The 16,476-nt window shown below is 39.0% G+C and carries 10 protein-coding genes; 6 read left to right on the top strand and 4 right to left on the bottom strand.

Going from position 1 to position 16,476, the window contains the following annotated elements; all coding sequences use genetic code 11:
• Nucleotide 1 precedes the first annotated feature (1 nt).
• Nucleotides 2–1,801 (top strand): sulfatase, encoded by a 1,800-nt coding sequence (locus tag EHQ47_RS13960; protein ID WP_135777399.1) that lies wholly within the window; start codon nt 2–4, stop codon nt 1,799–1,801.
• Nucleotides 1,802–1,816: 15 nt separating this feature from the next.
• Here the strand turns inward: EHQ47_RS13960 and EHQ47_RS13955 are convergent, their stop codons facing one another.
• The gene (locus EHQ47_RS13955; protein ID WP_135777398.1) at nt 1,817–6,076 is read right to left on the bottom strand and encodes a beta strand repeat-containing protein; all 4,260 of its coding nucleotides are present in this window, start codon (nt 6,074–6,076) and stop codon (nt 1,817–1,819) included.
• 78 nt (nt 6,077–6,154) lie between these two features.
• On the opposite strand from EHQ47_RS13955, the gene EHQ47_RS13950 reads away from it, so the two are divergent.
• The 3 genes from EHQ47_RS13950 to EHQ47_RS13940 all read left to right on the top strand — a co-directional run bounded on the left by EHQ47_RS13950 (nt 6,155) and on the right by EHQ47_RS13940 (nt 10,819).
• A complete protein-coding gene (locus EHQ47_RS13950; RefSeq protein WP_135749765.1) occupies nt 6,155–7,348 on the top strand; it encodes a CaiB/BaiF CoA transferase family protein in 1,194 nt (397 codons plus the stop codon).
• A 76-nt stretch (nt 7,349–7,424) separates the two neighbouring features.
• Nucleotides 7,425–8,513, top strand: a complete 1,089-nt coding sequence (locus EHQ47_RS13945) for a metallophosphoesterase family protein (RefSeq protein WP_135749766.1) — start codon at nt 7,425–7,427, stop codon at nt 8,511–8,513.
• Nucleotides 8,510–10,819 carry an ATP-binding protein gene (locus EHQ47_RS13940; RefSeq protein WP_135777397.1) on the top strand — a complete coding sequence of 770 codons (2,310 nt, stop codon included), beginning with the start codon at nt 8,510–8,512 and terminating at the stop codon, nt 10,817–10,819. The genes EHQ47_RS13945 and EHQ47_RS13940 overlap by 4 nt, the downstream gene beginning before the upstream one ends.
• On the opposite strand, the gene tpx is transcribed toward EHQ47_RS13940, so the two are convergent.
• Both tpx and EHQ47_RS13930 read right to left on the bottom strand, forming a co-directional pair.
• A complete protein-coding gene (gene tpx / locus EHQ47_RS13935) occupies nt 10,803–11,318 on the bottom strand; it encodes a thiol peroxidase (protein WP_135694601.1) in 516 nt (171 codons plus the stop codon). The genes EHQ47_RS13940 and tpx overlap by 17 nt on opposite strands.
• A gap of 36 nt (nt 11,319–11,354) precedes the next feature.
• Nucleotides 11,355–12,488 (bottom strand): LBF_2804 family protein, encoded by a 1,134-nt coding sequence (locus EHQ47_RS13930; RefSeq protein ID WP_135749768.1) that lies wholly within the window; start codon nt 12,486–12,488, stop codon nt 11,355–11,357.
• A gap of 58 nt (nt 12,489–12,546) precedes the next feature.
• Between EHQ47_RS13930 and EHQ47_RS13925 the strand changes: the two genes are divergently transcribed.
• Complete coding sequence (locus EHQ47_RS13925; protein WP_135749811.1) at nt 12,547–13,644, top strand: acyl-CoA desaturase; 1,098 nt, start codon at nt 12,547–12,549, stop codon at nt 13,642–13,644.
• Here the strand turns inward: EHQ47_RS13925 and EHQ47_RS13920 are convergent.
• Entirely contained in the window at nt 13,641–15,467 is a 1,827-nt protein-coding gene (locus EHQ47_RS13920; RefSeq protein WP_135777396.1) for a sensor histidine kinase, read from the bottom strand. The genes EHQ47_RS13925 and EHQ47_RS13920 overlap by 4 nt on opposite strands.
• Before the next feature lie 49 nt (nt 15,468–15,516).
• Between EHQ47_RS13920 and rsgA the strand changes: the two genes are divergently transcribed.
• Nucleotides 15,517–16,470 (top strand): ribosome small subunit-dependent GTPase A, encoded by a 954-nt coding sequence (rsgA, locus tag EHQ47_RS13915; protein ID WP_135777395.1) that lies wholly within the window; start codon nt 15,517–15,519, stop codon nt 16,468–16,470.
• The last annotated feature ends 6 nt before the right edge of the window (nt 16,471–16,476 follow it).

Genomic DNA, 16,476 nt, shown 5'->3' with positions numbered 1-16,476 from the left:
CTTGAAACTAGAATCTGTTTCCCTAAAACTAAAAACATTACTTCTTCTATTTTGTTTTCTTCCTTTTTTCTTTTGTAAAAAAACAGGTTCAGCGGCTGAACCTGAATCCATTCTGCCTATCAAAACAAAACGTCCCAATGTTCTTTGGATTGTGATTGACTCGCTTCGCGGTGATATCATTGGTCGTTATGGGGTGACACCTAACTTAGATTTGTTTGCTGGTAATGCCGTTACTTTTAAATATCATTTGGTGAATGCCGCTTGGACTAGGCCTTCCACTCTGGTGTTTTTTACAGGTAAATATGCTTCTGCCAATCCTGTTAATTTTTGGGACTATCCTGCACCCAAATCAGAAGCTGAGGCTTTCTATCGGACCGAAAAACACCCAATGCCCAAACTACTCAAAGAAAATTCTTTTGGTACTTATATGGTGGGGAACAATCCATTTTTAACAGATAAATTTGGTCTTGGGGTAGATGTCGGCTTTGATTCGTTATATGACTTTTCCAATTATAACGAAGACACAAAAAAAATTACTAAAAAAACTTTCGAAGTATTGGAAGAAATTTCGAACGATAAAAAACCTTTTTTCCTTTTTTTAAATTATAACGATCCGCACAAACCATACACTCCACCGCCTGGATTTACAGATCGTATCCAAACAAAGGAAGTTTTGGATGAAAAGAAAAGGGATTATCTTGGAGAAGTTGCCTTTGTGGATGAAGAACTTGGGAAAGTTTTTCTGGAATTAAAAAATAAAAATCTTTGGGAAAATACTCTTGTCCTCATCACGGCTGACCACGGTGAGGTGATGAATGCTGCTCACGCTATTTCTCCTTTTACAGGAACCAATACATATTATGGGCATGGCCAGGATTTGTTTTTAGAAAATATCCATGTGCCACTCCTACTCAAACTTCCTGGTGAGACGAAGGGACAATCGATTTCTGCAATGACGAGGTCGATTGATTTATATCCAACGGTTTTGGATTATACAGGATTGGTTGTTCCAAAATCTGTACAAGGTAAATCACTTCGGTCTTTGATTGAAAATCAAGAGACCACCAAACGGACATATTATGGTGAAACCAGGTTTACACAAGGGTATGGGGAAGGGAATGAGTTTCTTTTGCAAAGGTCCTACCGCTTTCATGAACTTGGAAAATTTTGGTTAGGTTCTGTGGGGAGTGAATTTTATTTGTATTTGGATTCGAAAAAAGATCCCAACCAAGAAAATCCGTTAAGAATAACGAATATTGCTGCGATCAAAGGTATGAAATTGCAGCCAGATTTGGAAAAGAAAATCCTTCGGTTTTGGAAACAAATTCGAGCTATGGAACCCAAACTGCCGTTATATCATCTATCTATACAACCAGAATCAAAGGATACAGAAGTTCAAATTCGGATTCCTAGCGGAACCATACGTATGGCATCCTACCCCGATGATGTGGTTTTGGAAGAAAAAGGAAAGTTGGTTCAAATCCAAACCAAACGAACAGATCCTTTTGAAATTAGTTTTGAAGTCTATCCAGATGTAAGTTTTCCTGAATTTAGCGTTTGGTTTTCTAAAAAACAAATTCCAAAATCGGAAATTTTTACGGGATACTTTGGTGTGAGTTTGGCATCTTGCAAGTCCAACTGTGATTTGTTATATGAAACAGGACCTAAAAGACCAGTCATCATTCCCAAAGCAAAAGTTTATTTTTGGAAAGAAGGTGGACAAAAAAAATCATATTCTTCGAAACAAGAATTAGGAACTGATGCTTTGGAGATCCTAAAGAAACAAGGGTATGTGCAGTAATTAGTTTGCTTCGAATCAATCGTTATCTTGATTTGTAACAGATACATTCGGTAAAGTTTCTCCGTTGAATCCACTCCCTCCTCCGCTGAGGGATCCAAATAAAACAGAATAAACAATATTTCCATCGGTCAGTAAATCATCCACTCCCGTGAGGACTACATTTTGGTAGGTATTCCAATCACTCGACGTAAAAACCAAACTAGAAACAGAACTGGTTCCTTCGGCCACATTGGAACTGGAGACGGGAATGGTCACGTTTGAGATGGGTCTTGCCCGCAAACGAACTTGGAACCTGGATTGGCCTCCAATTTCTGTAGTGATTAAGTTAGGTGATGTGACTAGTCCTCCGGAACTATTGGCTGATGTTCCGCAAACATTCATAGGATTTGGATCAGTACAAGGAACAATGTCATAAATAAAATTGATATGTGTGGCAGAGATGGAAAGAGGGGTGAGGGCTGTATAAATCGTAGAAGGAGTAAAGCCGGTGCCTGTTTCTCCTGAGCTGACCACGGAAGCAATGGTATAACTCGCATCACCAATCGCAGCTGTATCAAGTCCTGTCACAGTGACCAGTTGGCCCGAACCAAAATTACTTGGTGTGAAGGTAAGAGGGGCTGTCGGAAAACTTACAAGTCCACCAGGTGTTGTGTTAAAGTTCACTGTGACGTTTGTTGTTGGTTGTGAGTCCAAATGAATATAAAATTCGGAGGAAGCACCAGATTGTGAAGTAATGACTGTGGCAGGCGTAAATCCAGAAGTTGTGATTCCTGCACTATCATTATCATTTAAAGTGAGCATAGGATAATTTGATGATGGATACGGATTCACTCCGTTATAAAAACCATCGGTAGAAGAAAGGACACCAACAACAATTGGACAGGATACATTCCCATCATCGACAGCATCATCGTTGGGAGTCACAGTGACAGTGTTATGTGGTCCAATGGTATTCCAATTGGCATTGGTGATGGTGAGAGAACTTGTGGAAATAGAAAATTGTGGGACACTCGGTGCCACAATCAATTGGCAAGGAAAAGTTGTTGTTACCGAAATGGGAACTGTTACATCATCAGTCGGTGCTTGGCTGAGAAGTACATAGATTGGAAAGGCCCCAGAGTTTTCCGCCCTTGTCATATTTGTGGGAGTGACAACTGTCACTGGGTTTTCCGATGTGCTATAGTTGACAAGTGTTGCTGTGTCTCCTGTGCTTCCCACAAAACTAACATACCAAGAAGGCATTGAACCAGTTTCTGTTCCATTAACTGTCACCGAATAACTTACGTTGCCATCACTTAAGGCATCGGACACACCTTGGATTTCCACGGGAACTGAAGTGCTCCAATTGGTTTCATCAAAGATATATTGTTTGGAGCTAACGGGTGTTCCTCCATCATTGATCATTCCTTCTGTTGCATCGGATGTGGCGAGAGTGACAGTGACTTGGTTTCCCGGAATGGGGCGACTCCCAAGTCGCAGGCTATACATCGCCGATTGGCCAGACTCTGTTGTGAAATATGGTTGTCCTGAATCCAAAGTGAATAAAATACTTGGGGAAGGATTGTCATCGTCTGTAATGTTAATGGTGATATCAGAAGGATTCATTCCTTCATAGTCAGTGCCCGATCCGGAGATGGCACCGAGAGTCAGTGTGTGAGTTCTTGTGTTTGTTTCATTGATGGAATCATTGACAACAACCACAGTCACTGTTTGGGTTGTTGAAAAGTTTGTATGAGTGAAAGTCAAACTGGTTGGAGAAAAAGTATACTGCACTGTATCGGGTAAATTAAAAGTTTCACCAGAGATTGGGATTGTAACGGAACCTGTGGCACAAGATGCTAAATTTCCTGGAGTGTCACAAGGTGCTGAATTCAAACGAACCGTAAAGATTCCATCACTTCCCCCTTCTGTAAGGCCCAGTGTAGTAGAAGAGATAGTAAAACCAGTTGTATCATTATCAGTGATGGTGATCACCAAATTACCGCTAGCTTCTGTATAACCAGGAAGAGCTCCTGTTGGATAAAGTCCGGTGAAGTAAGAACCACTTGCTTGTGGGATATGAATGGTGACAGGAATGTTTCCATCATCAAAAGAATCGGCCACGGAACGAATGGTGACCACTTGTACCACATCCCATCCACTATCACTCGTGTCCCCAGAATAATTGGCGACTTGTCCGTTTGTCGGAGTAAAGGTAAGGGTTCTTGATGCGGCAACCCCAGAAGAACTATTGAGAAGAACTGCTTCTGTTCCATCAGAAGCAGTGATGGGCCCAATCGTTACATTGGAGTTTGGTTTTAAGGAAAGCCTGATTTCAAATGTAATGGTGGAGGTTCCATTTTCAACCATGGAAGATGCTGATAAATTTTGGATGCGAACCAAAGGTTCATTGCTATCCGTATTGATGGCAGTGACAGCAGGGATAACGATCGAATTGTATTTTGGATCGGCAGAGGTAGAATTCCCAAAAGAGATATTCACATTTTGATCACCATCGTCCACTCCATCTAACACGGATGAGATGGTAACTGTTTGTGGTGTGTTCCAATTTCCAGCGGTAAAACTCAAAGAAACCGGAGATACTGTAATTTCCGATGTATTGCTGGATGTAATACTTGGAATGCTGACTGAGTTTGTTGGTTGTGAATTTAAAACGACTGTAAATGTTTCTGTCGAAGGAGTTCCATTTTCATGCACCACAAGTCCACCAACAGGTGTGACTGTAAATCCAGCTGTGTCATCATCTGTAACTAAGATTGTAACAGATGATGGTGGTGATACTGAATTATATACTGGATCGGCAGACCCACCTGTATCAACAGATCCAAACTGCAAGGTGACAGTCCTTGTGTCTTCATCAATCGAATTGTTATTTGTGGTGATGTTGACGTATTGGTCTACATTCCAATTGGCATTTGTGAAAACTAAGTTGGAAGTACTGCTATTGGTGATCACATTGTTTTCAGAGATTCCTGTCAGTGTTACGGTAAAACCAGGAGGAGGTTGGGACAAAAGATGAATGGCAAAGGAAAGGTTTCCTCCATTTTCAGAAATGGTCAAACTACCTGGGGACGTAAGAACAAATCCTGGAACATCATCATCGGTATTGGTAACAGAAGGAAAAACAGGCCCCGCCAAACCATTGTAATCTGTATCGGCGGAGGTGGCTGCACCAACCACGATTGAGACAGTTTTTGGACCATCCACGATAAATTCATTTACCCCAGTGACAGTCACAATTTTAGGAGTGAACCATTCACCAGGTGCAAAGGTAAGAGAAGAAGGGGAGGCTGTTCCTTCCGAACTGGGAGTGGCAACAATAGAAGGAATTGTCACTGAGTTTGTGGGTAATGTATTCATCACAACAGCAAAACTCACTGCGCCACCAGCTTCTGTTGTTGTGAGTCCTGACAAATTCACAACAGTAAATCCAGCCACATCATCATCGACATTGGTTCCTGTAATGATAGGAATTGGTTTTCCCATATAAGCTGGATCATTCGAAACAGTGGGATCGGCTGAGATTTGAAATGTACTATCGTCTACACTAAAATCATCCACACCGGTGACAGTCACAGTTTGTGGCACATTCCAATTGTTAGGTGTGAATACTAACTCTACTGCAGCGACAGTTGCTTCTGTTGTATCATTGGAAACAAAATTTCTGATAGTAACATCCTGCATTGGTCTTGTTTGTAATACATATGCAATGGTACCGGTTTCCCCTGTTTCCGAAGTGATGAGTCCTAAAGTGGGACTTGCAGCCACTCCAGAAGATTCATCATCCGTATTCACAACGAGTAAAACAGGAAGTCCTTGGGCAGAAAATCGGATATCGGATGTTAATGTGGTTCCCAGTTGAACCCTGTAGTTTTGATTTCCATCAGCAATCAAATCATCCACTCCCGCCAAACGAATGCTTTGTGGTATGTCCCAATTGTCTTCAGTAAAATCCAGAAAAGTTGCAGATAAAAGTACACCTTCAGTGGGATCTGAGACTGTAATCGGGCCAATTCTTACTGAACTGTTTGGTTCTATGTTCAAACGAATTGTGAATTCTGCTTGTCTTCCATTTTCACTCGTGAATAAAAAATTCGGAGCTTCGTAAATGACAGAACCTTGCCCGGTTGTAGAAGCAAAAAATGAACCGAATAACATCTGCAAATTTAGCGGTGTGATGGATTGGCAAGAAATGGTGAGGGTGGAGAAGGTGAGGATGATAATGGAAATACAGATTCTGAACATGATTCCCTTTTGTCCTCGTATCGCACCCATTTAGGGTTCTCCCTCTCTATATTACGAGAAAAATAGCTTAAATTAGAAAAAAATTTCCAGGAATTGCAATAAAACCAAATGAGCCAAAACCAAAATCAATCCTCTAAGGGACCACTTGCTGGTGTCAAAGTTGTGGACCTTTCTTTACTCCTTCCAGGCCCTTTATGTTCGCAACATTTAGCAGACATGGGTGCAGAAGTCATCAAAATTGAAAATCCAAGAGCCTATGATGGATCTCGTGCGATGTTCAAAGGAAAAACTGGTTATCCTGCTTTATATATGATGCTCAATCGAAATAAAAAAGCGATCACACTAAATCTCAAACGAGACCAAGCCAAAGAAATTCTTTTTAAACTTTTAGAAGATGCAGATATTTTACTCGAAGGATTTCGTCCCGATGGAATGGATAAGATGGGAATTGGTTATGATGTCTTAAAAGAAAAATTTCCACGATTGATTTACTGTGGAATTTCTGGCTACGGCATCTCGGGTAAATACGTAGACTTTGCAGGCCATGATTTGAATTACTTAGCGATCTCAGGAGTCCTTGACCAAACAGGAAATCCTCCAAGGCCTGCTGGTTTCCAATTGGCAGATGTGGGAGGTGGAACACTCACGGCACTTTCTGCGATCCTTGCTGCTCTTTACTTCAGAGAAAAAACAGGCAAAGGCCAACGAATTGATATTTCAATGACAGATGCTTCTCTCCAATTTCTTTCGTTATACGGTGGAATTTTATCTTCTTCGGAAAAATCTCCAGAAGCAGGAAATGATATTTTGTCTGGTAAATTACCAAACTATAATGTGTATGAAACCAAAGAAGGAAGATATGTAGCACTTGGTGCCTTAGAAGATATGTTTTTCCAAACTTTTTTACGAGCCGCAGGAATGGATAACTTAACTAAAGACCATCCTATGAATGAAGAAAATATTCCTCTCATTAAACAAAAGTTAACTGATTATTTTAAATCCAAAACCTATTCCGATTTACAACCAATCTTTGATAATACAGATGCTTGCCTATCCCCCATTCTCAATATGAAAGAAGTTTCGGAAGATCCACATATGAAAGAACGTGGTATGGTCATCGAAAGAAACCATCCGAAATACGGTCCAATTTTACAATTTGGGTCTCCGTTTCATTTTTCAGAGACACCTTTTGTTTATAGAAACGACCCACCAGAACATGGGGAACATACTGATGAGATTTTGGGTGGATTGGGGTTTTCCAAGGATAAAATTGCGGAGTTTAAAAAAGACCGAGTGATCTAACAGCTCCCTTGCTTTTTTTTCGTAATTTCTTTATTTTGTCCCAGGGGGGAGATACACTCTCCCCTAAACCCACTCTATGAAGTTATTACAAGTATCCGACCTCCATCTTTCCCAAAATTCCCCCGAGGAAAAGGCCTATTCCCTTACCGTATTACGCGAAATTTTACAAACGGCAGAGTCTACGAAGTGTGATCGTATTCTTTTTTGTGGGGATCTTTTTAATACCTTTCCCGATTTAGAAGGTTTACGTTCGGATTTTCTAAAAGAAGTATCCTCTTATTCAGGAATTATTTATTTTCTTCCAGGGAATCATGAAATTTTAGAAAAAAGAAATAACAATAATTATGCGAATTTTGATTGGTCTTCTAAAGTAAAAGTTTTAGATAAAACTCCTTATTATTTATTGGAAGATGGTGGGATCGAATTTTTATCCATCCCCCACCAAGAAAATTATTCTGAATTGTTACTTTCACCTCCTCCCCCAAAACAAACAAAACTTCGGATCGGACTTGCTCATGGAACTGTTTCCGGGATGAGTTTTACCGGTCTTAGTGAGGAAGAAGAAGAGGGAGGTTCTTATTTAGATCCCAATTTAATTCAAAGTTTAGATTTGGATTATCTTGCCATTGGGCATCTTCATAGGGCGAGAATGGGAACTGTTGGGAAGTGTAATGTTGGTTATGCTGGCTCTTCTCGTGTTTGGAGAAAAGGAGAATTCGGACAAAGAGGTGGGATTTTTATCCATGTAGAAGAAAGTACAATTCGTACGGAATCGGTTTATTGGAAATCTGCAGGCGAATATAGGGAAATTATTGTTTCTTTGGATACGGAAGGAAAACCAGAAGAGAGTATCGACACATATTTAGCGGGAACAAATCCGAACGATTGGATAGTGTTTCGATTTGTTGGATATGTTGATTCGATGTCGGAAAAACAAAAATTTCAAGAGACAGTTCTTCGCGAATGGAAGTCCAAATTTCGAATTTTGGAGTTTGATCCTGATGAATCACAAATCACAGTTTTCGAACACCTTTCGGAAAATGAATTTGTAAAACAGTTTTTGGATAAGATGAATGAAAGAAAAGGACAAATGGATCCTAGTCTTTGGAGACACACTCGTGTCACAGGCATTCGTTTGATTTTAGAAGGAAAGAAAAATCGATGAAATTAAAAATAGAAAACTTCGGTATCTTTTCCAAAAATGAATTTCCTATTGAAAAGGTGACTGTGTTTACAGGGCCAAACGAATCAGGAAAAACAACCATCCTGGATGCTTTTGTATCGGCACTCGTGAAAGTGGTAGGAAGTACAAAGTATGGTGCTCTTCTCAATGCGAGATACAAACCAGAAAGAAATTCTGATTTAGGAATTCCCAAACTTTCTCTTTCCCAAAATTTATATTTAAACTCGCTAGTCATTAGAGAAGGAAATATGGATGTGGGATCAGAAAAAGAACTGATCAGTACCATTGAACAAACTATATTCGATAGTGGATACAATCCTGCCAAACTCATAGAACAAGTGGAACAACTTTCAACAAAAACAGGAACAAGAAAATCCGCCAAAGAATGGAACCAAACTTTATTGGAACTTACAACAACCAAACAAAAGTTTGATGAGTCTGAGTTGAATTTAAATAGAATCTCCTCTCAATTTGTTGAATTGCCAACTTGGGAAATCGAACGTCAAAAACGAAAAGAAGAATTGTCTTCTGCTTTAGAAGAACAAACAAAACAACAAAAACGTTTAGAAGAGTATAAAGAAACTGAACAATTTGCGGAAGTGGACCGAGTGTATGGCCAACTGTTACAATGGGAAACACTGCAAACCCAATCGAAGTCAGAGGAAAGAATTCTAAAATCAAATGGTGATCAAAAATCAAAAGAAATTGATGGAGAAATCCAATCGATCGAACAAAAATTATCTCTTTCCAAAGAGCGATTTTTGCAATTGGAAAAAAAATTAGAATCTTTTCTGAGTCAAAAATCATTATCAGAACAAAAATCAAAAAAATTAGAATCCTATTTTGATTTTTTTGAAACTTGGAAACAAACCATTCGCAAATTTCAAGAAGAATCACCGGTGGTACAAAAAATCATTTGGAATCCATTGTACAGAAGTTTGGCGGGAGGATTTGGTGTTTTTGGGATATTTTCTTTGATCCTTTCCTTATTCACCGATTTTGGGGTCTGGATGTATTCTCTCCCAATTTTCTTTTTAGGTGCCGCTTTGTTTTTTGTTTTTCGTGCAAAAGAAATCAAACTTGAACGTGATGAACCCAAATGGAACCAAATGGTTCGCCGGATCTCGACGGAAATGGAAACAAAAACTGTAGGTGAATGGAAACCCGATTCACTGACTATGGAATCAATCACCTTAGTGTTCCAACGATTTGACCGCGAATACACAAAACACAAACTGGAAGTAGACAACTTTCAAACGGCAATCACTAGTTTAGAAGAAGAAATCAATTTGTTTCGCATTGAAGAAAAAAAAGGAAAGGACCTTCTTTTAGAAAAAGAAAAAGAGCTAACGGTTATTTTGCGAGAATCTGGAGTAAATTCTCTTTCTGAACTGACTGAGTTATTTGTTCAAATTCGATTGAAACAAGAAAAGTTAAGAACATTAGAAGAATCCTTAAAACTTGAGTCCAAAAAATGGGGAATTCACGATTTAGAAGATTTAAAACTCCACTTAAAAGAAAAACGAATGGATCTGGAAAAAAAAGGAATTTCAAAAAGTTTTTCCTCTGAAGATAGAGCCGCCAAACAAAAATTAGAAAACGAAATCCAAACAATTTCTATTAAAATTCGTGATATCGAAAGGAACCTTGTTGAGTTAGAAAAAAAATTGGATACGGGTAAGGCTGTTTTGGAATCCAGAATCTTACCTGCTCAAAAAGAATGGGAACAAAACAAACGTGATTTAGAAACAAAAGAAAAAAAGAAAAATGAATTAGAAAAAAACTTCCAAGCTTTGGAAGTATTAACAGAAATTTTTTCTGAGATGCAATTGGAAAGTACAGATAAAATGTCCTCACTTGTAAAATCATTACAAACAAGAATGGATGCACTAAAGGGATCTCTTCCTACAAAACAAATCCAGTGGAATGGATTCTCTGATGAAATTCAAATCACCACAGATTCTGCTAATTCTAGCCAAGGATTTACAAATTTATCTACAGGGACCAAAGAACAAATTTCTTATGTTCTTCGTTTGGAATATGCGTTTCGCATTGGGAAACAGTTCAATTTGCCTTATCTTCTGTTAGATGAACCTTTTCGACATATGGATATTAGCCGGAGAGACATGGCACTTGCCTACACGTTGCAATGTATAACCAATGCGGAAGAAGATTGGAAAGTTGTATTTTTTAGTTTTGATGAAGATTTGGTTTCAAAGATCAATGTTTTGGCAAAGGAAAATAACCTCCCTTGCCAAATCCATGAATTGACTAAACGAGTTTCTTAGCTTCGGCAAGAACAGTATCGTAATTTGGTTCACTACCAATTTCCGGCACAAGTTCCGTATAACGAATGATATCGTCTTTATCCACAACGAATACGGCTCGTGCGGATAGGCCAGCAAGTGGGCCACCAGCGATATGAGTTCCATAATTTTTGGAAAAAGAAAAATCTTTGAACTGCGAACCAGTAATTAAGTTTTTAGAATCAATTCCTTCGGTGGAACAAAATCGTTTCATTGCAAACGGTAAGTCACCGGAGATGATAAGAGTCGTGATTCCATCTTCTTTGGCTGCTCTTTCGTTAAACTTTTTGGTTTCGAGGGCACAGACGGCTGTATCTAAACTGGGAACCGCCACAAGGATTTTTACCTTTCCTGCTAGATCTTTTAAAGTCAAATCACCTAAATCTTGTTTGGCGACTCGGAAGTCGGGAGCTTTGTCCCCCGGTTTGGGAAGGTTTCCTTCTAGAGGAACGGGATTTCCTTTGAGTGTTACTTGTGCCATGCTGATCTCCTTTATATTTAGACTAATTCTAGTCTTTCATTGAGCGGATTCTTCGGGAAGGATTTTTTCCATCCAAAGCAAAGATTCTGAAAGTTCTCCTTTTCGGATGGTTTCACTTAGATGACGGACCCGATCCAAAAGCCACGAAGGAGAAAGATCAGTGATGTCTTGAAACGCATTCAATTCTTCTCGATTTAAGAATCCATCAAATGTGGAACAAAGGGCAAAGATTGTTATTGGCCAATTCCTTTCTTCCTTTGTCAGTTTTGGGAATAAATGTACAAACTCGGTCCAGTCATCTAAGTTGGTCAATTTGTCTTGGTTTGGTAAAAGTCGTATCAATCCAAAGAGTAAGTATTCAAAATTAGGGTGAAAGGTTTTTGTGAATACAATGGAAATTGCCACAGCACGTAGTGTGGTTTCAATGAATATTTCGGATCTTTGTTTCGATTTGATTTTGAGTAACATCGCATCCGAAAGTTTTCGCGTAATGATTCGTTTGCGTAATTCAGCTAAAATCAAATAAGTTGTGACACTGTCCCAGATACCAGTAATTGGACCGGAAACGTATTCAATTAAAAATCGAAGTCCTGTTCTTCCCAAAAATACCTTTAATAGAAGTTTGGCGAATATATTGGATAGAAAAACTTTGCTTTTGTATAAAACAGTCCGAAAGAATAACGCCCGTTCATTTAGATGTTTGTAAGGATCAATTCCATACAATCGAATTCTTGGATCAGGAATTTCTAAAACCAACCTAGCCATCATTCCAGGAATGGGTGTGATGAGTTCCGGCTCTTCGGCCAGTTCAATGTCTGCATATTGTGCCATTCGATAGGAAAGATAAAATCCCAATCGAAAGAGGAGAAAAAACTCAACGAGAGTGACTAGGGCCAAAAGAAAAACAAACTCTATTAGAGCGATGATCGAGTGAGTTTCCAATGGCCAAAACACAAGTGGAGAAAGGTAAGTGGAGAGGAAAACGAAGGCAATCGATGGCAAAAACCCAATCCAAAAGGATAGAAAAACTCCCCAAAGCAAAAGGTTTTTGGATTGGGAGGCAAAACTTTTGTCGGAATTTTCGGGTTTTCTCGCATGGGAATGGATCGAAATGAGAACCCGGCGTCCCCATTGTTCTAAAAATCCCGGTTTGTAACGTTCTGTACTCATTTTTTTTGCAACCAGAATCCTTGTTTGGGACTCCCACTCCATGAAACAGGAATATTCTATGATGACACAAGCTGAAATCAAAACCAAAGTCCCCATTGATTGGGTGACTACGATCTTTTTACTAACCTATCCACTAGTAGGGATTTTCGGAACTCTTTACTTGTATCTTTATGATTCCGTTCATATTGGAACTTGGGCTCTGTTTGTATTTTATTTTTTTGCAACAGGAATGGGAATCACAGTAGGTTACCATAGACTTTTTTCACACAAAGCTTATGATGCAAAAACACCCGTTAAACTTTGGTTACTTCTTTTTGGAGCGGCGGCATTTCAGTCCACAGCTTTGGAATGGAGCGAAGACCATCGTATCCACCATCGTTTTGTAGATACTGACAAAGATCCTTATTCAATCAAAAAAGGATTTTGGTTTGCACACATTGGTTGGTTATTTCGCAAACGTAAATATGTCCAACAAGGTGTTCAGGATTTGGTAAATGATCCGCTGGTTCTTTGGCAACATAAACATTTTTATTCCATTTCTATCTTTATGTGTTTTATCCTTCCTGGTCTTATCACAATGTTTTGGGGATCCTTTTTAGAAGGATTTTTTGTCGCTGGTTTCCTTCGTCTTTTTGTTGTTCATCAGTTTACTTTTTTTATCAACAGTGCATGTCATGTTTGGGGAGAACGAACTTTTTCTAAAGAACAAACAGCAAGAGACAATTGGATCATCGCCTTTTTTACGTTTGGTGAAGGTTTTCATAATTTCCACCATGAGTTTCAATCGGATTATCGAAATGGGATTCGTTGGTTTGATTATGATCCATCTAAATGGATGATCAAAGGTTTGTCTTTTTTGGGTCTTACTTATAACTTAAAAAAAGTTTCTGAAGAAAAAATCCTTCAAAAAACAATGTATTTAAAAGAAAAAGAAACTTTAAACCAATTTACGAATTTGGAAGAATCAAAACTTCGCCATTGGGAAGAACAGCTAACCAGCCTTAGGGAAACTGCTATCAAAGAATTCCAAACTTGGAAACAAGCCAAACAATCTTCCAACGAAAAGGAAGTGGGAATCCTACGCAAAAAATTTGAACAAACAAAAGAAAGTTGGGAAAAACTTCTTAACCAACCAGGAAAACCAATTTTTTCTTAACCACGAATTTCCCGAAAGATTTCTTTCGGGATACTCGGAACATCTCCAGGACCAACTAACGGTAAATAAACCATAAACCTTGTTTTTCCTGGAGAAGATTCCACTTCAATCCTTCCTTTGTGTTTTTCGATAATTCCTTTGACAATTCCAAGTCCAAGCCCTGTACCTTCTCCTTGGTCTTTGGTTGTAAAAAATGGATCCCAAATTTTGTCTTTGATTTCGGCTGGAATTCCCGAACCGTTGTCTTCGAAACTTATCAATACATAATCTTCCCCCACCATTTTAGAAGAAATGATGAGTTTGGGATGTTCTATTTTTTTCATCGCGTGGATGGCATTGGTGATTAGGTTTGTCCAAACTTGGTTGAGTTCATCGATATTACACCTAACAGGAGGGATACTTCCATAGGCCCTTTCAATTTCCACTCCGTGTTTGATTTGGTTTTGCATGATCACAAGAGTGTTTTCTAATCCTTCGTGAAGGTCAGACTCCGCATAAGATGCTTGTCCCAGGTGAGAGTAATATTTGAGTGCTTTGACAATCCGAACAATATTACGAATGGCATATTTGATGTTTTTGATATTTCTTTGCAGGCTCAAAGTATTCTTTAACATCTCAAAGGTTTCTTTTCCGCCGGCCTTCCAGATACGGATGAGTTCTTCTTGCATATGCAAAAGATGATGGTCAATGATAAAGGTTGCCAGATCCGTTGCATCATTTTCAGGGATTCCATCTTGGATAAATCGAAACTTGGTCTCTTTTTTGAGTTTGAATTTGTCTTTAGGATCGATCTTTGAAGCTGGATCCTCTTTCACAAAACTAAATAGAATATCCAAATAGATAGAACGAAAATCAGGATTCTGAATCAGTTGAGAGATGTCACCCAAATGCGATAATACATAAACTAAATTAGCATCCAAGTTGTCCGCTGAACCATTGATCACGGCAGCCGGTGTATTGATTTCGTGGGCGATACCTGCTACCATCACACCAAGAGAAGCCATCTTTTCTGATTGTACTAAGTGGGCTTGGGTTTCTTCTAATTCTTTCGTTCTTTCTCTTACCTTTGCTTCCAAAGTTTCAGTTAAATTCAATAACTGTTGGTAAATCATGGAATTGGACAAAGACATCAGGGAAACAGAAAGAATTTCTAAAATGATTTCGATTTCTTCTATATCATAAATTTTTCCTTCTTTGTGTTTTCCCAGTAAAATAAAACCAACAAGACTTGATTTGATGGAAAGAGTGGCAACTAACTCTGAATTGGTTTCTGTGAAAAAGTTTAATGCTTGTTTGGCTATTTTTTCATGATTGGGAGAGGCAAACTGGATAAAATTTTCTTTTATATGGATTCCTTCGCGTTCGGAAAGCCAAAGTAAAAAAGGATTGAATACAGGAAGAGAAGGTAAATTAGAATACTTTTGGACGAGTGATTCTAAAAAAGGTCGGGGACGGAATTGGCCTTCTCTTTCATCCCAAGTATAAACTTGGACAAACTCTGCAGGGATTTTTGAGGCAAGGAACTGGCTGATGGTTTCGCTGATTTGGTCTGGGTCGTTGAAGGAAATGAGTTCTTCTTTAAATTTTTCTAAGGCAAATAGGTTTTGGACAAGTTCATCTCGTTTTTTGGGTTTCTCCATACCTTTTGGCAATGGTTTTTTTCGTAAAAAGAACAAAACCATAAGGGTGATAAGTCCAAAAAGAGCCGCAAATAGAGAGTAAATTTTTGTGGAATCTATACTGCTTAAGGCATAAGCAAATCCAAACCAACCAAAAGCAGAAAGGATTATGATTCCGAAAGGAAAGAAAACTTGTGTTTGCATGTCATCTGTATAGAATGTAAGAACTAGATTATTTTGGTGCAGATTCCACTTGGGTAAAGAACAATTTACAATCGCTCGTATCTTCGGAGCTTATTATGAAATTTATTCAGAAGAAACAAGCTACGCCCTCGCCGTTCTCAAGGGTAAGTTGCGATTAAAGAACTCAAACGAAAGGCATCCTTTTGTTGTGGGGGACTTGGTTTTGGCAGAAAAATCTTCTGGGGAAGAGTGGGTCATTTCGGAACGAATGGAACGAAAGAACTACCTTTCTAGAAAAAGTGACCGTGGCGACAGTCATGTGTTATGTGCCAACTTGGACCAAGTGGCGATCCTTGCTTCTTGTAAAGACCCAGAAACCAAACCGGGGTTCATTGACCGATTGCTTGCTGCTTCTTACCAAACAGAAATTCCCCCACTGATCATTTTTACAAAAAAAGATTTAATTTCGGACGAAGAAATTGAAGAGAGGGAAGTTTACTATAAAGAGTTAGGTTATGAAGTAATCAGTGTCTCTCTTCTTTCGGAGGAATCCATCCAACCTTTGTGGGAACGGATCCGTGGAAAACGCACCTTCCTTTGTGGAAATTCTGGAGTGGGCAAATCGACTCTTATGAACCACCTACATAAAAAGACAGTGCAAAGAACCAACCTCGTCAGTGGTTCTACCAAAAAAGGAAAACATACCACTACCAATTCTTTCGCTCTATTTTTGGAGGAAAAGACGGTTCTCATCGACTCCCCTGGGGTCAAAGAATGGGGGATTTTACACCTGACACCTGTTGAGCTTTGGGAAAGTTTTCCCGAATTACGAAAGATTAAAGAAACTTGTCAGGAAATTTATTGCTGTGAACTGGGTTCTGAGTGTCCAATGCGAAAACACGTAAATGAAGCCATGGATGAAACGAGAAAAAAAAGCTTAGAATCCATGATCGAGAGCCTAGAAAACCCGCATCGCGTGACAAGGCGGGACCATTGGACAAAAGCTGTCACAAAAAGGTATTAGGGAAAA

The sequence above is a fragment of the Leptospira bourretii genome, assembly GCF_004770145.1.
Lineage (GTDB): Bacteria > Spirochaetota > Leptospiria > Leptospirales > Leptospiraceae > Leptospira_A > Leptospira_A bourretii.
This window is presented reverse-complemented; position numbering and strand designations above follow the sequence as displayed.